Origin of the sequence: Dactylosporangium sp. NPDC006015 (genome assembly GCF_040614215.1) — a bacterium.
GTDB classification, from domain to species: Bacteria; Actinomycetota; Actinomycetes; order Mycobacteriales; family Micromonosporaceae; genus Dactylosporangium; species Dactylosporangium maewongense.
This window is the reverse complement of record NZ_JBEXUD010000036.1, coordinates 56,399-75,361: the sequence shown is the minus strand read 5'-3', so window position 1 is coordinate 75,361 and position 18,963 is coordinate 56,399. Positions and strand designations below refer to the sequence as shown.

The window sequence follows — 18,963 nt, the reverse complement described above, 5'->3', positions numbered from 1 at the left end:
ATGGTCCGCTACAACTGGCCGAAGTACCTGGTCGCGGCGGTGCTGCTGGTCGCCGCCGCGGCGCTGCCGTGGCCGTGGCGGCTCCTGGCGGTGCCGGGCGCGGCCGGGGTCGCGGTGAGCCTCGCCGCCACCTGGTGGGTGTATGACCGCAGCCGCCTGTACGAGTGGCGCTGGGCGCTGGACCTGGTGCCGCCGCCGCGCCGGTACGCGGTGATCAGCACCGGCCTCGACGAGATCAGCCCCGCGCTGCGCGGCCTGCTGCCGGACGCCGAGCCGACGGTGCTCGACTGCTTCGACCCGGTGATCATGACCGAGGGCTCGGTCCGGCGGGCCAGGCGGCTGCACCCGCCGCCGGCCGGCGCGGTCCCGGCCGGGGTGACCGCGCTGCCGGTGGCCGACGGCGGACAGGACGCCGTGTTCCTCGCGTTCGCGGCGCACGAGCTGCGGGTCCCGGCGCAGCGGCTGGCGCTGTTCGCCGAGGTCGCCCGCGCCCTGCGCCCCGGTGGGCACCTGGTGCTCGTCGAGCACTGCCGCGGCGCGGCGACCGTCGCCGCGTACGGGCCGGGCGCCTGGCACTTCTACCCCCGCCGGGAGTGGCTCGGGCTGGCCCGCGGCGCCCGGCTCACCCTCGCGGGCGAGACGACGATGACGCCCCTGGTGCGGGCGCTGGTGTTCCGGCGGTGACCGCCATCGACATGACGGCGGTGACCGCCATCGACATGACGGCGGTGACCGCCATCGACGCGACGGCGGTGAGCGCCGTCGAGGTGCAGCTGCGGCTGGTCGGGGCGGTCCTCGTCGCCCTCGGCGTCGCGCACGTGGCGCTGCCCCGCGTCCTGGCGTGGCGGCCGCAGTTCGCGGCGTTGCACCCGCTGACCCGGCACGTGCTGTACACCCACACCTTCTTCATCGGGGTGATGTGCGTGCTGCTCGGTCTCGCCCCGCTGCTGCTCGCCGCCGACCTCCTGCGGCCCGGGCGGGTCCCGGCGGCCGTGCTCGGCGCCGAGTGCGTGTTCTGGGGGCTGCGGTGGGCGGCGCAGTTCGTCGCGTTCCCGTCCGGGACCTGGCGCGGGTCGCGGCTGCACCGGGCCGGGTACGCCGGGTTCACCGTACTTTGGACGTGGATCGTGGCCGTGTTCGCAGCGGCATTGTTCACACGCTAGGACCTCGGCGCGGGGCCGCCGGGTGGGTGGCGTGGTACAACGACGCGGTGACGGCAACGACGCTGTTCCAGCGCACCAGTGGACCCCCCGGCGCGCCGGTCCTGCTGCTCGGCGGCTCGCTCGGCAGCAACCTCGACATGTGGCGCCCCCAGCTGCCCGCCCTCGCGGACCTGCGGGTGGTGCGCTTCGACCATCGCGGGCACGGCGCCTCGCCCGCCCCGCCGGGGCCGTACCGGATCGAGGACCTGGGCCGTGACGTCCTGGCCCTGCTCGACCGGCTCGGCATCGCCAGGGCGTCCTACTGCGGGCTCTCGCTGGGCGGGATGGTCGGCATGTGGCTCGCCGCCAACGCGCCCGAGCGGATCGAGCGGCTCGTGCTGATCTGCACGGCCGCGCACCTGCCGCCCGCGGACGGCTGGGCGGTGCGCGCGGAGCAGGTCCGCACCGTGGGCATGGGCAGCATCGCCGACGCGGTCCTCGGCCGCTGGTTCACGCCCAGGTTCCGGGCGGCGCTGCCGGCGAAGGTCGCGCCCTACCGGGCGATGATCGCGGCGTGCCCGGCGGAGGGGTACGCCGGCTGCTGCGAGGCGATCGGCGCCATGGACCTGCGCGACGACCTGCCGCGGATCACCGCGCCGACGCTGGTCATCGCCGGCGCCGACGACCCGGCGACCCCGCCGGAGCACGGCGAGCGCATCCACGCCGGGATCGCCGGCAGCCGCCTGGTGGTCCTGCCGGGCGCGGCCCACCTGGCCAACGTGGAGCAGGCCGACGCGATCGCCCAGCTCGTCAGGGACCACGTGGGTGGGTGACTACGAGACCCACGTGACCGTCGACTTCGACCCGCGCCTCGCGGCGTGGGCGTCGGCCGCCGGCCTCAAGTACACGAGGATCCGGCTCGACCGCGGCGGCCACGCCGACCAGCCGATGCTGACCGGCCGCGGCCGCGGCGACCTGGCGGGGCAGCGCGCGGCGGCCGGCGCCCTGGTGGAGCGGCTGCGCGGGGACGGGTTCACGGTGCGCCGGGTCAAGATCGAGGCCCCGCCCTGGCACCCGGTGGTGCCGGCGGGCTACTTCGAGCACCACGTGAAGCTGGTCCTGACCGCCGCGGACATCGACGCGGCACGGTCGGTGGCCGTGCGGCACGGCGCCCACCTGTCCCGCAACGCGCGCCGGACCCGCGACGACGGCCGCCACGAGCGGTTCGTGACCCAGCGCTGCCACGACGTGGACCGCACCGGGGCCCGGCGGCGCCTCGACGCGCTGCTGGCCGAGCTGCCGTTCGTGCCGGTCGAGGTCGAGGAGGAGTACGTGCTGGTCGACGACAACCCGGGGCTGGACGCCGGATGGATCCAGTGACCGCGCACCGGGACGTGCTCGACCACGTCCTCGCCGTCGTCGCCGCCGACCCCGCCGGCGAGTCGCTGGTCCTGCGGGGCAGCATGACGATGCCGGCCTGGGTCGGCGCCCGGGCCCGCCCGCCCGGCGACCTCGACTGGGTCGTCCGCCCCGTGCTGGTCTCGGGCCTGGACAGCCGCCACCCGCACCCGTGGGTGGACCGGGTCGACCCGGTGCAGTACTGGCCCGAGGCGACGCAGGGCGCCGGCCGGGCGCAGCCATCGGCGTTCCTGGACGAGGACACCGGCGGGGTGCGTGCGCTGCTGCCGCCGGACGGCCTGCGCTGGATGCACGCGGAGGAGATCGACCCCGACGACCAGCCCCACCTGAAGGTGATGGAGGCGCTCGAGCGGCACCCGCGGACGCCGGGCGGCGCGGTCCTGGACATCGCGAACGCCGCACCCGACCGGGACTGGGACTACGCCGGCTACCGCCTCGACTACGGCGGCTCGGCCGGCGCCCGCGTCCACGTCCCGTGGCGGTCCGGCGACGAGGAAGGCACCGTCCAGCTGGACTTCGCCTACGACGAGGCGCTGCCGGAGCCGCCCGTGCTGACCGTCGTGCCCTGCGGCGCGGGCCGGCCGCCGACGGCGGTGTGGACGGCGAGCCGGGCGCTGTCGCTGCTGTGGAAGCTGCAGTGGCTCGCCGAGGACCTGACCCGGGAGGGCGCCGCCCACGGCAAGGACGTCTACGACGCCGTCCTGCTCGGCGAGCTCGACGGCGTCACCCTCTCGCCCCGGCTGCGCCGCCTGCTGCCCGCCCTCGACCCGGCCGCGGTCCGTGCGATGGCCGTCGACTGGACCAGCTGGCCCGTCCACGACCCGGAGAGCTGGCTGGACCGCCTCGCGTGGGCGGTCCAGCACCACGTGGCGGGCTACGACACGGACCGGTAGACGTCCAGGGTCTGTTGGGCGATCGCCGACCAGGAGAAGTGGTCCAGGGCCCGCTGCCGTCCGGCACGGCCGAACTCGGCGGCCCGGGCCGGCTCCTCCAGCAGCTCGTTCATCGCGTCGGCGAGGTCCGCGACGAAGCGGTCCTCGTCCAGCGGCGTGCCGGACCCGTCGGTGACCTGCTCGATCGGCACGAGCAGGCCGGTCTCGCGGTCCGCGACGACCTCGGGGATGCCGCCGGTGGCGGTCGCGACGACCGCGGTCTGGCAGGCCATCGCCTCCAGGTTGACGATACCCATCGGCTCGTAGATCGACGGGCAGACGAACAGGGTGGCGTGGGTGAGGACCTGGATGACCTCCCGCTTCGGCAGCATCTCCTGCACCCAGACGACGCCGGAGCGGGTGGCACGCAGCTCATCGGCGAGCGCGGTCACCTCCGCCGCGATCTCCGGCGTGTCGGGGGCGCCGGCGAGCAGCACCAGCTGCACGTCGGCGGGGAGCCGCCGGGCCGCCCGCAGCAGGTAGGGCAGGCCCTTCTGCCGGGTGATCCGGCCGACGTACACGACGCTGGGCCGCTGCGGGTCGATGCCGAGCCGGGTGACGACGTCCAGGCCGGGGTCCGGCGCGTACTGCTCGGTGTCGATGCCGTTGTAGATGACGTGGACCCGGTCGGGGTCGACCCTCGGATAGGCCCGGAGCACGTCGGCCTTCATCCCGGCGGACACCGCGATCACGGCGTCGGCGGCCTCGACCGCGGTGCGCTCACACCAGGATGAGAGCGCGTAGCCGCCGCCGAGCTGGTCGGCCTTCCACGGGCGCAGCGGCTCGAGGCTGTGGCTGGTGATGACGTGCGGGACGCCGTGCAGCAGCTTGGCGGTGTGCCCGGCGAAGTTGGCGTACCAGGTGTGGCTGTGCACCAGGTCGGTGCCTGCCGCGCCGGCGGCCATCTCCAGGTCCACCCCCATGGTCCGCAGGGCGGCATTCGCCCCCTGCAGCCCGGGCGGGTCCGGGTAGCCGACCACGCCCGCTTCCGAGCGGGGCGCGCCGAAGCAGTGCACCCGCACGTCCAGCGGCAGCCGGCGCAGTTCCCGCGCCAGGTACTCCAGATGAACGCCGGCACCACCGTAAACGTCCGGGGGGTACTCTCGAGTCAGTAGGTCTACGCGCACGTTGGAAAGACTAATTGGGTTCGTCTGGCGCAACACGCCGGACACGTTTAGCGTCTCGACCATGGCCGCCAAAAAAGTCCTCGCGATCGTCCTCGCCGGCGGCGAGGGCAAGCGATTGATGCCCTTGACCGCTGACCGGGCGAAGCCGGCGGTGCCGTTCGGCGGCATCTACCGGTTGATCGACTTCGTCCTGTCGAACCTGGCCAACGGCGGCTATCTGAAGATGGTCGTGCTGACCCAGTACAAGTCGCACTCGCTGGACCGCCACGTGACGAAGACCTGGCGCATGTCGACCCTGCTCGGCAACTACGTGACGCCGGTGCCGGCGCAGCAGCGGCTCGGGCCGCGCTGGTTCGCCGGGTCCGCGGACGCGATCTACCAGAGCCTGAACCTCATCAACGACGAGCGTCCCGACTACGTGATCGTGTTCGGCGCGGACCACATCTACCGGATGGACCCGGAGCAGATGATGCGCCAGCACATCGAGTCGGGCGCGGCGGTGACGGTCGCCGGGATCCGGCAGCCGCTGTCCACCGCCGACCAGTTCGGCGTGATCGAGGTCGCCGACGACGGGCGGCGGATCTCCGCCTTCCGGGAGAAGCCCCGCGACGCCCGGGGCCTGCCGGACGCGCCGGACGAGATCTTCGCGTCGATGGGCAACTACATCTTCACCACCGGGGCGCTGATCGACGCGGTCACCCGCGACGCGCAGGACCCGTCCAGCAAGCACGACATGGGCGGCAACATCATCCCGTACTTCGTCGACAAGCATGAGGCGGCCGTCTACGACTTCAGCAACAACGTCGTGCCGGGCAGCTCGGACCGCGACCGCGGCTACTGGCGCGACGTCGGGACCCTGGACTCGTTCTACGAGGCCAACATGGACCTCATCGCCGTGCAGCCGGTGTTCAACCTGTACAACTTCGAGTGGCCGATCTACACCGGCAACAGCCCGTGGCCGCCGGCGAAGTTCGTGCACGGCTGGGGTGAGCGGGTCGGCCGGGCGGTCGGGTCGATGATCTCCCCCGGCGCGGTGATCTCCGGCGCCCTGGTGGAGAACTCGGTGGTGTCGCCCAACGTGAAGGTCCACTCGTGGGCGCACGTGGAGGGCTCGGTGCTGATGGAGGGCGTCGACATCGGCCGGCACTCCGTGATCCGCAACGCCATCATCGACAAGAACGTCATCGTGCCGGAGGGCACCGAGATCGGTGTCGACCTGGAGAAGGACCGGACCCGCTACACGGTCTCCGAGGGCGGGATCGTGGTCATCGGCAAGGGTCAACGCATCATGCCGTAGGAAGACGACGCTAACGCTGCCAACCCCGCGCGGATTCGATACGGTGAGGATCATGGGTACCCCGACACCCGAAGCACCTGCCATCGCCCGGACCGACACCGAGACCGCGCTCGCCTCCGAGGATCCCGTGGTGGTACCAGACGCGCCCGCGGGAACATGGCAGGCCGCCACCGGTCCGAGTGTCGTGACCGCGGACCGTTTCCCCATCGAGCAGGTCACGCCACAGGTCGAGGGCGGCCGGTTCCCGGCGAAGGCCGTCGTCGGCGAGCTCGTCCCGGTGACGGCCGTCTCCTACCGTGAGGGCCACTCGATGATGGGCTGCAACGTGGTCCTCATCGGCCCCGACGGCAAGGAGGGCCCGTTCACCCGCATGGGTCCGGGCCCGGTCGGCACCGACACGTGGCTCGGCACGGTGCGCCCCGACGCGGTCGGCGCGTGGACGTTCGCGGTCGAGGCGTTCTCCGACCCGTACCTGACCTGGCACGACGCCGTCACGAAGAAGATCGGTGCCGGGCAGGGCCTGCAGGACCTCGGCAACGACCTGGCCGAGGGCGCGGCGCTGCTCAACCAGGCCGCGACCGGCGTCCCGGTGGCGGAGCGCTCCCGGGTCACCGGCGCCGCGCAGGCCCTCGCCGACACGACGATCCCGCTGTTCGCCAGGGTGTCCCCGGCGCTGGGCCTCACCGACGTGCTGTGGCGTCATCCGCTGCGCCAGCAGGTGACCCGCTCCAAGGAGCTGCCCCTGTGGTGCGACCGGAAGCGGGCGCTGTTCTCCGCCTGGTACGAGTTCTTCCCCCGCTCCCAGGGCGCGCTCGTCGACGAGCACGGCAAGCCGATCAAGCACGGCACGTTCGCGTCCGCGACCCCGCGCCTGGCCGAGGTCGCCGAGCTCGGGTTCGACGTGGTGTACCTGCCGCCGATCCACCCGATCGGCCGGGTCAACCGTAAGGGGCCGAACAACACCCTGGTCGCCGGGCCGCAGGACGTCGGCTCGCCGTGGGCGATCGGCGCCGAGGAGGGCGGGCACGACGCGATCCACCCGGACCTCGGCACCCTGCAGGACTTCCGGGCGTTCATCGCCGCCGCCGGCGACGCCGGCGTCGAGATCGCGATGGACCTGGCGCTGCAGTGCGCGCCGGACCACCCGTGGGTCACCGAGCACCCCGAGTGGTTCACCACCCGCGCCGACGGTTCGATCGCCTACGCGGAGAACCCGCCGAAGAAGTACCAGGACATCTACCCGCTGAACTTCGACAACGACCCGCAGGGCATCCGCGACGAGATCCTGCGCATCGTGCTGCACTGGGTCGAGCAGGGCATCAAGATCTTCCGGGTCGACAACCCGCACACCAAGCCCGTCGGGTTCTGGCACTGGATCATCAACGAGGTGAAGTCGGTCGACCCCGACGTGCTGTTCCTGGCGGAGGCGTTCACGCGGCCCGCGATGATGCACGGCCTGGGCAAGATCGGGTTCACCCAGTCCTACACGTACTTCACCTGGCGCGTGCAGGCGTGGGAGCTGCGTGAATACGTACAGGAGCTGATCGCCGCCGCCGACTACATGCGGCCCAACTTCTGGCCCAACACGCCGGACATCCTGCCCGAGCACCTGCAGCACGGCGGCCCGCCGATGTTCAAGATCCGGGCGGTCCTGGCCAGCATGCTGAGCCCCTCGTGGGGGATGTACTCGGGCTACGAGCTCTACGAGCACCTGCACCGTCCGGGCTCCGAGGAGTACCTGGACAACGAGAAGTTCCAGCTGCGCCCCAGGGACTGGGCCGCCGCCGAGGCCGTCGGGGAGTCCCTGGCGCCGTACCTGCGCCGGCTCAACCTCGTGCGCCGGGACAACCCCGCACTGCACTGGCTGCGCAACACCGTCTTCCACGGCATTGACAACGAACAATTGCTGTGCTTCTCAAAACGGGACCCTGACAGCGAAAACGCCGTGCTCGTCGTGGTCTCGCTGGATTCGCACATCGTCCAGTGGGGTAACACCACCCTGGACATGCCCGCGCTCGGTCTCGACTGGCACGAGCGGTTCACGGTGCGCGACGAGCTCAGCGGTGCGACCTTCGACTGGGGACAACACAACGCGGTCCGGCTCGACCCCCTGTACGAGCCGGCACACGTGTTCACGGTGCATCGTCACCGGTGACAGCACAAGGTAGGTGGCAGCATGACGGATCCGGTCGAGGGCACCCACGTCGTCGCGGACGGCACGGTCGAACACCCCTCAGCCAGTGACTTCGGCAACGCGAGAATCCTGCCGGCGGACGAGACCTGGTATCAGCGCGCGGTGTTCTACGAAGTGCTCGTCCGCGCGTTCGCCGACTCGAACGCCGACGGGTCCGGGGACATCCAGGGACTGATCGGCCAGCTCGACTATCTGCAGTGGCTCGGCGTCGACTGTCTCTGGCTCCCGCCGTTCTACGACTCGCCGCTGCGCGACGGCGGCTACGACATCCGCGACTTCTACAAGGTGCTGCCGGACTTCGGCACGGTCGAGGACTTCGTCGAGCTGCTCGACGCGGCCCACAAGCGCGGCATCCGGGTCATCACCGACCTGGTCATGAACCACACCTCGGACTCGCACCTGTGGTTCCAGGAGTCGCGGCGCGACCCGACCGGGCCCTACGGCGACTACTACGTCTGGAGCGACGACAACACCGCCTACTCCGACGCGCGGATCATCTTCGTGGACACCGAGGAGTCCAACTGGACGTTCGACCCGGTGCGGCGGCAGTTCTACTGGCACCGGTTCTTCCACCACCAGCCGGACCTCAACTACGAGAACCCCGAGGTCCAGCGGGAGATGCTCGACGTGCTGCGGTTCTGGCTCGGGCTGGGCATCGACGGCTTCCGCCTCGACGCGGTGCCCTACCTGTTCGAGGACGAGGGCACCAACTGCGAGAACCTGCCGGCGACGCACGAGTTCCTCCGCCGCTGCCGCAAGGTCATCGACGACGAGTTCCCCGGCCGGGTCCTGCTCGCCGAGGCCAACCAGTGGCCGGCCGACGTCGTGCAGTACTTCGGCGACGGCGACGAGTGCCACATGGCGTTCCACTTCCCGCTGATGCCGCGCATCTTCATGGCGGTCCGGCGCGAGTCGCGCTTCCCCATCTCGGAGATCCTCGCGCACACCCCGCCGATCCCGGCGAACTGCCAGTGGGGCATCTTCCTGCGCAACCACGACGAGCTGACCCTGGAGATGGTCACCGACGAGGAGCGCGACTACATGTACGCGGAGTACGCCAAGGACCCGCGGATGCGCGCCAACGTCGGGATCCGGCGGCGCCTCGCGCCGCTGCTGGAGAACGACCGCAACCAGATCGAGCTGTTCACCGCGCTGCTGCTGTCGCTGCCCGGGTCGCCGGTCCTGTACTACGGCGACGAGATCGGCATGGGCGACAACATCTGGCTCGGCGACCGCGACGGCGTGCGCACCCCGATGCAGTGGACCCCGGACCGCAACGCCGGCTTCTCGCAGGCGAACCCGGGCCGGCTGTACCTGCCGGCGATCCAGGACCACGTGTACGGCTACCAGTCGATCAACGTCGAGGCCCAGAAGGAGAGCTCGACGTCGGTGCTGAACTGGACCCGCACCATGCTGCAGGTCCGCCGGCGGCACGAGGCCTTCGCGGTCGGCGTGTTCCGGGAGCTCGGCGGGTCCAACCCCTCGATCCTCGCGTTCGTGCGCGTGCACGAGGAGGACGTGGTCCTGTGCGTCAACAACCTGTCGCGCTTCCCCCAGCCGATCGAGCTCAACCTGCAACAGTGGGCCGGGTACACCCCGATCGAGCTCACCGGACACGTCCAGTTCCCGAACATCGGCCAACTGCCGTACCTGCTGACGTTGCCGGGCCATGGCTTCTACTGGTTCCAGCTCGTCGCGCCGGCCGAGCAGAGCTGAGGAGAGACCCATCTCATGACGACGCTGCCGTTCACCGAGTGGCTGCCGCACCAGCGGTGGTACGCGGGCCGCAACCGCACCCTGACCGATGTCCGCCCGGCGTCCGTCACGGCGCTGCCCGACCAGGTCGACCACGTGCTGCTCGACGCGCACTACGAGGACGGCGGCACCGAGCGCTACCAGGTGTTCGTCGGCTGGGACCTCAACGTCGTGCCCGAGCTGCACGCGGCGGCGCTGATCGGCGCCGAGCACGACCGTGCCGGCTTCGACGCGCTCTACGACGAGCAGTCCGCGCAGCGCCTGCTCGGCCTGATCGACACCGGCGCCACCGTCGAAGGGGTCCGGTTCGTGCCGGAGCCCGGCGTGGCGCTGCCGGTGCAGGCGCCGGCCCGGGTCGTGGACGCCGAACAGAGCAACACCAGCGTCGTGTACGACAGCGCCGCGATCCTCAAGGTGTTCCGCCGGGTGAGCCCCGGCATCAACCCGGACCTGGAGCTCAACCGGGTCCTCGCCCGCGCCGGCTGCCCCAACGTGGCACGGCTGCTCGGCGCGGTGGAGAGCACCGACGCCGACGGCGCGCCGGTCACCCTCGCGATGGTCACCGAGTACGCGCAGAACTCCGCGGAGGGCTGGGCGATGGCCGCGACCAGCGCCCGCGACCTGTTCGCGGAGCACGACCTCAACCCTGACGAGGTCGGCGGCGACTTCGCCGCCGAGTCGTGGCGGCTCGGGGAGGCGGTCGCGCACGTGCACCGCACCCTGGCCGTGGAGCTCGGCACGCAGACCGCCCCGGCGCCGGCGGAGGCGATGCTGGCCCGGCTCGACGCCGCGGTCCAGGCGGTGCCGCAGCTCGCCGAGTTCGTGCCGGGCGTCCAGGCGATGTTCCGCGACGCCGGCAACGACCCGATCACCGTGCAGCGCATCCACGGCGACCTGCACCTGGGTCAGGTGCTGCGGACCCCCGAGTCGTGGCTGCTGATCGACTTCGAGGGTGAGCCGGGTGTACCGGTGGAGGTCCGCCGCCGGCCCGACTCGCCGCTGCGGGACGTGGCCGGGATGCTGCGCTCCTACGAGTACGCCGCCTACCAGCTGCTCGTCGGCGAGGAGGGTGACGCGGCGCTCGCCGCGCGGGCGAAGCAGTGGGTGGACCGTAACCGCGCCGCATTCTGCGACGGCTACGCTGCGGCTGCCGGCTACGACCCCCGCGAGGATCAGGCGTTGCTGTGCGCCTACGAGCTGGACAAGGCGGTCTACGAGACCGCCTACGAGTCGCGGCACCGGCCGACCTGGCTGCGGATCCCCCTGCAGTCCATCGAGCGGCTGGTCAACGGCTCTCTGACGGAACCCAGGTGACGGAGCTTATGAATCTCGACGACCTCATCGCCGGCCGCTCGCACGACCCGCACGGCGTCCTCGGCGCCCACCCCGTCGGTGGCGCTGGTGCCGGCTCCGGGGCCGAGACGACCGTCGTCCGGGCCATGCGCCGCGGCGCCGGCACCGTGTCGGTCGTCGTCGACGACGAGCGCCACCCGATGCGGCAGGTGCACGACGAGGGCGTCTTCGAGATCGAGCTGCCCGGCGTCGTCACCGACTACCGCATCGACGCCGACGGGGTGCTGACCGACGACCCGTACCGGCACCTGCCGACCGTCGGCGAGCTCGACCTGCACCTCATCCAGGAGGGCCGGCACGAGCGGCTGTGGACGGTCCTCGGCGCGCAGACCCGCCCCGGCGGCGTCGCGTTCGCGGTGTGGGCGCCCAACGCCCGCGGCGTCCGGGTCGTCGGCGACTTCACCGGCTGGGGCCCGCACGACGGCTGGCCGATGCGGTCGCTGGGCGGCAGCGGCGTCTGGGAGCTGTTCGTGCCGGGCGCGCAGGCCGGCAACCGGTACAAGTTCCGGCTGCTGACCCCCTACGAGGGCTGGGTCGAGAAGTCCGACCCACTCGCGCAGCACACCGAGGTGCCGCCGGCGACCGCGTCGGTGGTCTACCGCTCGACGTACGACTGGAAGGACGCCGACTGGCTCGCCCAGCGCGTCGACCGCCGCAACCACGAGGCGCCCATCAGCGTCTACGAGGTGCACCTCGGCTCGTGGCGCCCCGGCCTGTCCTACACGGAGCTCGCCGACCAGCTCACCGAGTACGTCACCGACCTCGGCTTCACCCACGTCGAGTTCCTGCCGGTGATGGAGCACCCGTTCGGCGGGTCGTGGGGCTACCAGGTCACCGGCTACTACGCGCCGACCGCCCGCTTCGGCCACCCCGACGAGTTCCGTCACCTCGTGGACCGCCTGCACCAGGCCAACATCGGCGTCATCCTCGACTGGGTGCCGGCGCACTTCCCGAAGGACGCCTGGGCCCTCGCCCGCTTCGACGGCACGCCGCTGTATGAGCACGGCGACTGGCGGCGCGGCGAACACCCCGACTGGGGCACGCTCATCTTCGACTTCGGCCGCGCCGAGGTCCGCAACTTCCTCGTCGCCAACGCCCTCTACTGGTGCGAGGAGTTCCACGCCGACGCGCTGCGCGTGGACGCCGTCGCCTCCATGCTCTACCTCGACTACTCCCGCGAGCACGGCCAGTGGGCGCCGAACCAGTACGGCGGCCGGGAGAACCTCGACGCGATCTCCTTCCTGCAGGAGGCGAACGCGACCGTCTACAAGCACCACCCCGGCATCATGATGATCGCCGAGGAGTCCACGGCGTGGCTCGGCGTCACCCGCCCCACCGACTCCGGCGGCCTCGGCTTCGGCTTCAAGTGGAACATGGGCTGGATGCACGACACCCTGACCTACGTCGCCAAGGACCCCGTCTACCGGCAGTACCACCACAACCAGATGACGTTCGCCACGGTGTACGCGTGGAGCGAGAACTACATGCTGCCGATCAGCCACGACGAGGTCGTGCACGGCAAGGGCTCCCTCATCGGCAAGATGCCCGGCGACCTGTGGAAGAAGCTCGCCAACGCCCGGGCGCTGCTCGCCTACATGTGGTCCTTCCCCGGCAAGCAGCTGCTCTTCATGGGCTGCGAGCTCGGCGACGAGCAGGAGTGGAGCGAGGAGCGCGGCCTGGACTGGGGCCTGCTGCAGGACCCGCAGCGCGCCGGCCTGCAGCGCCTCGTCCGCGACCTCAACGCCGTCTACCAGCGCACCCCGGCCCTGTGGAGCCAGGACGTCACGCCCGACGGCTTCCGCTGGATCAACAACGAGGACTCCGGCGGCAACGTCTTCTCCTACCTGCGCTGGGCCGCCGACGGCTCGGCGGTCGCCGTCGTCGTCAACTTCGCCGCCCACCCGCACGAGGGCTACCGCGTCGGCCTGCCCTTCGCCGGCCGCTGGGCCGAGATCCTCAACACCGACGCCGACATCTACGGCGGCTCGGGCGTCGGCAACCTCGGCGCCGTCGAGGCCACCGCCAAGCCGTGGAACGGCCTGCCCGCCTCCGCCGAGCTCCGCATCCCGCCCCTCGGCGCCCTGTGGCTCAAGCTCGGCTGACCCGCACTCACCCCGTGAGGCCCGCGGCGTCGGACGCCGCGGGCCTCCCGGCGAGATGACGGCGCGGAGGGCAGCGGTCGCCGTGGTGGTGGCGGTCCTTGTGCTGCTCGCCGGCTGTGCGGGGCCGGACTTCCGGCGGGGTGGCCCACCGCCCTTCGTCGTCGGCACGGCCGGTCCCGACCGCGCCGCGCTCGCCCGCTGGTCGGACTTCCCGGCCGGGCGGCATCCGCGGCCGGTCGTGCTGCTCGGCGACCCGGCGTCGGCCGGTGCGGGGTTCACCGGCGGCGCCGCGAAGCAGGCCTTCGCGGCGAAGCGGTTCAGTGTGACCGCCGCGCTGCCCGCCGGGCCGGCGACCGCGACCGTCGCGCTGCCGGACGGGCCGGCCGAGCTCGGTGTCATCGGCGCCGCCGCGGCCGTCGCGGCGCTGGCCCGCCCCCTCGCCGGCTCGGCCGACCCCGTGCTCGTGCTGGACCAGGTCCGGTACGCGCCGGCGACGTTCCCCACCGACCGGGGGCCGCTGGCCCTGCCCGCGTGGCAGTTCTCCGGGCCGGGCGTGCTCGGCGCGATCGCGTGGCCCGCCGTCGACCCGGCGGCGCTGTGGCGGCCCGGCGAGAACCCGGACGCCGGCACGACCGCCGTGATCGCCGGCGACGACCGTACGCTGACCGTCGCGCTGCTCACACCCGCCGGCGGGGCCTGCCCGGGCAGCCCCGTGGTCACCGTCACCGCCGAGGCGGTGGCCTCCCCGGCGGCGGTCGCCGTCGGGCTGCGCGCCGCGGGCACCGGGTCGACGCGCGACGACTGCGCTTCCGATGACGTGCTCCGCTACGCCCAGCACACGCTCGTCCTGGACGCCCCGCTGGGCGGCCGGGTCGTCCTCGGCCCGGACGGTGCGGTCATCGCCGTGCGGAGGGCGTGACGCCGGGCTGGGCGCTGAAGAGGGCGTCGAAGACCGGTAGTGGGTTCATCGCCGTGTACGACCTGGCCCGGTCCCCCGCGATCAGTGCCGAGCAGGTGGGGTCGACGACGACCGCGAGCGGCTGCTGCTCGCGGAACGTGAAGACCAGGCTGAGCTGGACCGGCAGGGTGATCGGCAGGCAGGCCTGGTCGGCGGGGACGGCCGGGAGCGCGTTGAGGATCGCGGTGAGGCGGTCGACGTCGGTGGTGAGGACCTTCGGCGGGGTCAGGCCGGTGACCGCGGGGGCCGTGCTGGCCAGCGGCGTCTCGCAGCGGGTCACGGTGGTCGCGCCGAACGGCACGAGCGGGCCGCCGGCGTCGGTCGGCGGGCCGCCGGCGAAGCGGATGCGGACCTCCGCGCAGTTCACGGCGCCCCAGGCGGCACCGGAGGCGAACGGCGACGCCCCGGGCGACGGCGGCTCCATCGACGGCGACGGCGGCGCGGGCCCGGTCACGGTGCCGGCGAACGGCCCCGTCGCCAGCCCGGTCACGGTGCCGGCGAACGGCCCCGTCGCCAGCCCGGACGGCGACGCCGAACCACCCGGCGAGCCGTCCAGCGGGCCAGGCGGTGACCCGTACACCTGACCCGGCAACGACCCGTCCAGCGGACCTTGCGGCGACCCGTCGGGCGGGCCGGATCCGGGGCCGGACGGTCCTGGCGGCGGTGGGGCCGGCGCGACCTGGGCGGCGAGGGACGGGCCGGCCGGCTCGCCACGACCCGAACCGGCCAGCATCGCGGCCCCGCTCGCGGCGACGGCGGCGACCACTGCCCCGGCCACCGCCGGGGCGCGTCGGAGGACGGCCATGAACCCCAGGCTAGACGGGCTGCGCGGTCCCGGAGGCGGGTTGCCAGGGCTGCACCCAGGGCGTCGCCGGCCAGCCCTCCGCGGCGGCCATCAGCGGCCAGCAGGTGGCGCCGTCGACGGCCTCGCGGACGATGTCGGCGTGGCCGGCGTGGCGGGCGGTCTCCTCGATGAGGTGCAGCAGCACCCAGCGGACCGACCAGGCGTCCACGTCGTCCGGGAACCACGGCACGCCCTTCGGCACCGGCACCGGCTGCCCCATGTCGGTGATCCCGGCGACCGCCGCGTCGGTCTCCTCGCCGGCCTTCACGTAGTCGGCCAGGACGTCCGCGAGGGTCTCGTCGGCGCGCAGCACGAACCCGTCCTCGTAGTCGACGGCGGGCGAGGGCCGCTGCAGCATCGTCGCGACCCAGCTGCGCTCCATCTGGGCCAGGTGCTTGACGAGCCCGCCGACGCTCAGCGTGCTCGCGGCCGGCGCGAGCCGGGCCTGCTCGTCGGTGAGCCCGAACGCGGCGATGCGCACGCCCTGGCGCTGCTGGTCGAGGAAGGCGAGCAGACCTGAACGCTCGTCGGCGACCGGAGGCACGTTATCCGGCATGACAGGACCCCTTGTTTCGCTTGTTTCGCTTGTCAGGGTCCATCCTGCCCACCATTGCGGACAGGTTCCGTCCTTTACCTCAAACGGGGGTCGGCGGCAGTGGCAGCGGCAGGCCCGGCAGCCCGTCGATGCTGACCCCCACGTGCTCCTTGCTCTCGAAGTACGCGCCGAGCGAGGCGTCGTCCTCCCGCGCGAAGCGCTTGCCGTGCAGGTCGCGGTCGGCGTCGTACGTCATGAACGGCACCGCGTAGCCGCACGTGTCGCGGATCAGCTCGGCGTGCACGACGATGATCGCGCGCAGGCCGTGCTGGGTCGTGTCGATGCCGGGGAAGTGTGCCACGAGCCCGGGCCAGCGCGGGTCGTCGCGGAACACCGGCTCGCCCCGGCCGTGCACGCGCACGATGTTGGGCGGGCCGTCGAAGGCGCACCACATGAGCGTGATCCGCCCGTTCTCCCGCAGGTGGGCGACGGTCTCGGCGTTGCTGCCGGCGAAGTCGAGGTAGGCGACGGTCAGCTCGTCGATGACGGCGAACGAGCCGGTGAGCCCCTTCGGGGACAGGTTGATGGTGCCGTCGCCGGACAGCGGCGCGGTCGCGGTGAAGAAGATGTGCTGCGCCTCGATGAAGGCCCGCAGCCGGCCGTCGATACGTTCGTAGACCTTGCCCATACCCGCCATCGTCCGCCGCCCGCGACGCCCCGTCAGCCCCCTGTCCCGTATACCGAGCGTGACGGTCCTTACAGCGGCACCATCGCCGACTCTTACAGCGGCACCATCGCCGGCGCGGCGGTGCTCTCCCGGACCACGAGCCGCGTGGCCAGCTCGATCCGGGTCGACTCGAGGCGCTCACCGGCGATGATGCGCAGCAGGGTCCGGGCCGCGGCGACACCCATCTCGTGCAGCGGCTGGCGGACCGTGGTCAGCGGCGGCGCGGTCCACTCGGCGAAGTTGAGGTCGTCGAAGCCGACCACGCTCACGTCGTGCGGCACGCCGAGCCCGGCCTGCCGCAGCGCCTCGTAGACGCCGGTGGCCTGCTGATCACTGCCGGCGAACACGGCGGTCGGCGGGTCCGGCAGCGCCAGGAACCCGGCCATCGCCCGCAGGCCGCCGTCGTGGTGAAAGTTTCCGTACCGCACCAGGTGCCGGTCCGCGGCGATCCCGGCCGACTCGAGCGCGGCACGGTAGCCGGCGATGCGGGCGCGGGTGCACTGCAGCTGCTCCGGCCCGCCGATCGCGGCGATCCGCCGGTGCCCGAGCCCGACGAGGTGCTCGGTCGCGGCGTACCCACCGGCGAAGTTGGTCGCGCCGATCGAGGCCACGTCCGGCGGCGGCTGGCTCACCCCGTCCACGACGACGAACGGCATGCTCCGGCGCGCCAGCTCGGCCCGCTGGTGCTCGCTGAGCTCGGACAGCACGAGGATCGCGCCCTGCGACCCGCGGGCCAGCAGCGACTCCAGCCACCGTCTGGTCAGGCTCTCCCGGTTGTGTACCGCGGAGACCACCAGCCCGAGGCCCGCTGCCTCCACGACCTCCTCGACCCCGGTCAGGATCGACAGCCCCCAGACGCTGTCGAGCTCGTTGATGACCAGGTCGACCAGGTCACTGCGGCGCCCGGGCCGGCGCGACGCGTGCGGCCGCTGGTAGCCACGATCGGCGAGCAGCTGCTCGATGTGCTTGCGGGTCGTGTTCGAGACGTCGGTGTGCCCGTTGAGAACCTTGGACACGGTAGAGATCGCCACGTTGGCCTCCCGCGCGATCTCCGCCATCGTCGGCCGTTTCGTCACCATGCCGCAACCTTTCGAACGGCAACACAGTGATGGGGACCGTACACCCCGGGAAGCAGTACCGAAATACCCCCGAAACTTTCGGCGCCCAGCGAGCGCCCACTCACCACCGGAACCGGACCGCCGCTTGACGCGCTGACGGCGGGGAGTTACAGTGAGTGCAGGACCGACAAGAAATTTTTTCGGTGATGCTAAGGTGGGTTAGTCGGCGCGCCACCGGAACCAAGCACCAAGTCCGATCTCACAGCGATCTGATCTCACAGCGATCTGATCTCACAGCGATCTGATCTCACAGCGATCTGATCTCACAGCGATCTGATCTCACAGCGATCTGATCTCACGGGGCGATCTGACGAGATCCGCCATCAGACCGCCCACGAGATCCGCCGTCAGCCCGGCAGCCCGGCACCAGCCCAGAAGGCTGGCATCAGCCATCAGTCCAGGAATTGCACGTGGTGTAACGCGACCACTGAGCTCGGGCACGTGGACGGCCGGTATCCGCCAGCAGACCGCCCACGGAACCGGCCATCAGTCCAGCAGGCCGCCCACGGGATCGGCAATTAAGTCCAGCAGACCGGCGCCGGGATCAGCCGTCAGCTCAGCGGCCATCCATGAGGTCGGCCATCAGTCCGATAAGCCGGCGCCGGGATCGGCTGTCAGTCCAGCAGGCCAGCCATCCATGGGGTCGGTCATCAGTCCAATAGGCCGGCGCCGGGGATCTTCGGGGACAGGGGCGGGCAGTGCGTGTGGGTGGCGGCGGCCAGGCCGCCGCACTGCGCGGGCAGTCCGGCGAGCAGGTTGTGGTCGTAGACGAGCAGCGCCCACCGGCCGAAGTCGTGACGCTCGACGGGCACGCCGAACTGCGCGACCGCGGCGTCGACCGTGCCGTACCGGGCGTGCTTCAGGTCGATGACGAGGAACCGGGCGTCGTGCTTGGTGGCGTCGTACCAGTCGGCGTCGGACTCCCAGCGGTACGAGCGGATGTCGGGGCCGATCACCGGCGCGACCTGCGCCCGTCCGTTGCTGGCGAGGGTGATGACGTTGGAGCCCCAGTAGCTGCCGAGCCCGTACCGGAGGTCGTGCGCGACGAGGTACTCCGCGACCTCGTGCGCCTCCGGCGGCTGCGGCTTCGCGCCGGCTGACTGGGTCGAGAACGCGACGACGAGGATCACGCCGGCGACGGCCCCGATCCGCCGTACGGCGGGGGCGGCCGTGAGGAGCCGGTCGCCCCACACCCTGGCGGCGAGGACCGCGCCGAAGGGCAGCACGGCGACGATCTGCCGGGCGCTGCCGATGTCGCCGGCCTGCGTGGAGGCGATGAACGCGGACAGGTTGACCAGGATCGCGGCCGTCAGGACCTGCGCGATCCGGTCACCGCCCTCCAAAGAACTGCCGTCCGGGGAAGCGCCGTCCGGGGAAGCGCCGTCCGGGGAAGCGCCGTCCGGGGAAGCGCCGTCCGGGGAAGCGCCGTCCGGGGAAGCGCCGTCCGGGGAAGCGCCGTC

16 protein-coding genes and 1 pseudogene are annotated in these 18,963 nt (G+C 72.1%); 11 read left to right on the top strand and 6 right to left on the bottom strand.

What is annotated here, in order from left to right:
* Genes ABZ321_RS42195 through ABZ321_RS42175 form a run of 5 tightly spaced genes read left to right on the top strand, consistent with a single transcriptional unit; the run spans nucleotide 1 to nucleotide 3,454 of the window.
* On the top strand, nucleotides 1-684 hold the full coding sequence (locus ABZ321_RS42195) for a class I SAM-dependent methyltransferase (protein ID WP_354901394.1): 684 nt from the start codon (nucleotides 1-3) through the stop codon (nucleotides 682-684).
* On the top strand, nucleotides 681-1,163 hold the full coding sequence (locus tag ABZ321_RS42190; RefSeq protein WP_354901337.1) for a hypothetical protein: 483 nt from the start codon (nucleotides 681-683) through the stop codon (nucleotides 1,161-1,163). Before ABZ321_RS42195 ends, ABZ321_RS42190 begins: the two co-directional genes overlap by 4 nt.
* A 47-nt stretch (nucleotides 1,164-1,210) precedes the next feature.
* Nucleotides 1,211-1,975 (top strand): 3-oxoadipate enol-lactonase, encoded by a 765-nt coding sequence (gene pcaD / locus ABZ321_RS42185; protein ID WP_354901335.1) that lies wholly within the window; start codon nucleotides 1,211-1,213, stop codon nucleotides 1,973-1,975.
* Nucleotides 1,968-2,522: a hypothetical protein gene (locus tag ABZ321_RS42180; RefSeq protein WP_354901333.1), complete on the top strand. Its 555-nt coding sequence runs from the start codon at nucleotides 1,968-1,970 to the stop codon at nucleotides 2,520-2,522. Before pcaD ends, ABZ321_RS42180 begins: the two co-directional genes overlap by 8 nt.
* Nucleotides 2,510-3,454: a nucleotidyl transferase AbiEii/AbiGii toxin family protein gene (locus ABZ321_RS42175; RefSeq protein ID WP_354901331.1), complete on the top strand. Its 945-nt coding sequence runs from the start codon at nucleotides 2,510-2,512 to the stop codon at nucleotides 3,452-3,454. The genes ABZ321_RS42180 and ABZ321_RS42175 overlap by 13 nt, the downstream gene beginning before the upstream one ends.
* Here the strand turns inward: ABZ321_RS42175 and glgA are convergent.
* A complete protein-coding gene (glgA, locus tag ABZ321_RS42170; protein WP_344502236.1) occupies nucleotides 3,436-4,620 on the bottom strand; it encodes a glycogen synthase in 1,185 nt (394 codons plus the stop codon). The genes ABZ321_RS42175 and glgA overlap by 19 nt on opposite strands.
* Before the next feature lie 61 nt (nucleotides 4,621-4,681).
* Here glgA and glgC point away from each other — a divergent pair, with 61 nt between their 5' ends.
* The 6 genes from glgC to ABZ321_RS42140 all read left to right on the top strand — a co-directional run bounded on the left by glgC (nucleotide 4,682) and on the right by ABZ321_RS42140 (nucleotide 14,240).
* Nucleotides 4,682-5,917, top strand: coding sequence for a glucose-1-phosphate adenylyltransferase (gene glgC, locus ABZ321_RS42165; protein ID WP_344502235.1), 1,236 nt, complete (start codon nucleotides 4,682-4,684; stop codon nucleotides 5,915-5,917).
* 52 nt (nucleotides 5,918-5,969) lie between these two features.
* Nucleotides 5,970-8,072 (top strand): alpha-1,4-glucan--maltose-1-phosphate maltosyltransferase, encoded by a 2,103-nt coding sequence (locus tag ABZ321_RS42160; protein WP_344502234.1) that lies wholly within the window; start codon nucleotides 5,970-5,972, stop codon nucleotides 8,070-8,072.
* A 21-nt stretch (nucleotides 8,073-8,093) separates the two neighbouring features.
* On the top strand, nucleotides 8,094-9,827 hold the full coding sequence (treS, locus tag ABZ321_RS42155; protein ID WP_344502233.1) for a maltose alpha-D-glucosyltransferase: 1,734 nt from the start codon (nucleotides 8,094-8,096) through the stop codon (nucleotides 9,825-9,827).
* Between the two features lie 15 nt (nucleotides 9,828-9,842).
* The gene (locus ABZ321_RS42150) at nucleotides 9,843-11,180 is read left to right on the top strand and encodes a maltokinase (protein WP_354901328.1); all 1,338 of its coding nucleotides are present in this window, start codon (nucleotides 9,843-9,845) and stop codon (nucleotides 11,178-11,180) included.
* 8 nt (nucleotides 11,181-11,188) lie between these two features.
* Complete coding sequence (gene glgB, locus ABZ321_RS42145) at nucleotides 11,189-13,321, top strand: 1,4-alpha-glucan branching protein GlgB (protein ID WP_354901392.1); 2,133 nt, start codon at nucleotides 11,189-11,191, stop codon at nucleotides 13,319-13,321.
* Nucleotides 13,322-13,406: 85 nt separating this feature from the next.
* A complete protein-coding gene (locus ABZ321_RS42140) occupies nucleotides 13,407-14,240 on the top strand; it encodes a hypothetical protein (RefSeq protein WP_354901326.1) in 834 nt (277 codons plus the stop codon).
* Here ABZ321_RS42140 and ABZ321_RS42135 read toward each other — a convergent pair.
* The 5 genes and pseudogenes from ABZ321_RS42135 to ABZ321_RS42115 form a co-directional block, all read right to left on the bottom strand.
* Nucleotides 14,218-15,084: a hypothetical protein gene (locus ABZ321_RS42135; RefSeq protein WP_354901324.1), complete on the bottom strand. Its 867-nt coding sequence runs from the start codon at nucleotides 15,082-15,084 to the stop codon at nucleotides 14,218-14,220. The two genes, ABZ321_RS42140 and ABZ321_RS42135, sit on opposite strands and share 23 nt — an antisense overlap.
* A 10-nt stretch (nucleotides 15,085-15,094) precedes the next feature.
* Nucleotides 15,095-15,679 (bottom strand): DinB family protein, encoded by a 585-nt coding sequence (locus ABZ321_RS42130; protein ID WP_354901322.1) that lies wholly within the window; start codon nucleotides 15,677-15,679, stop codon nucleotides 15,095-15,097.
* Nucleotides 15,680-15,758: 79 nt separating this feature from the next.
* Nucleotides 15,759-16,346 carry a pyridoxamine 5'-phosphate oxidase family protein gene (locus tag ABZ321_RS42125; protein ID WP_354901320.1) on the bottom strand — a complete coding sequence of 196 codons (588 nt, stop codon included), beginning with the start codon at nucleotides 16,344-16,346 and terminating at the stop codon, nucleotides 15,759-15,761.
* A gap of 92 nt (nucleotides 16,347-16,438) precedes the next feature.
* Nucleotides 16,439-17,464, bottom strand: coding sequence for a LacI family DNA-binding transcriptional regulator (locus tag ABZ321_RS42120; protein WP_354901318.1), 1,026 nt, complete (start codon nucleotides 17,462-17,464; stop codon nucleotides 16,439-16,441).
* Between the two features lie 689 nt (nucleotides 17,465-18,153).
* Nucleotides 18,154-18,963 (bottom strand): annotated as a pseudogene (locus ABZ321_RS42115) (hypothetical protein); the annotation flags it as partial.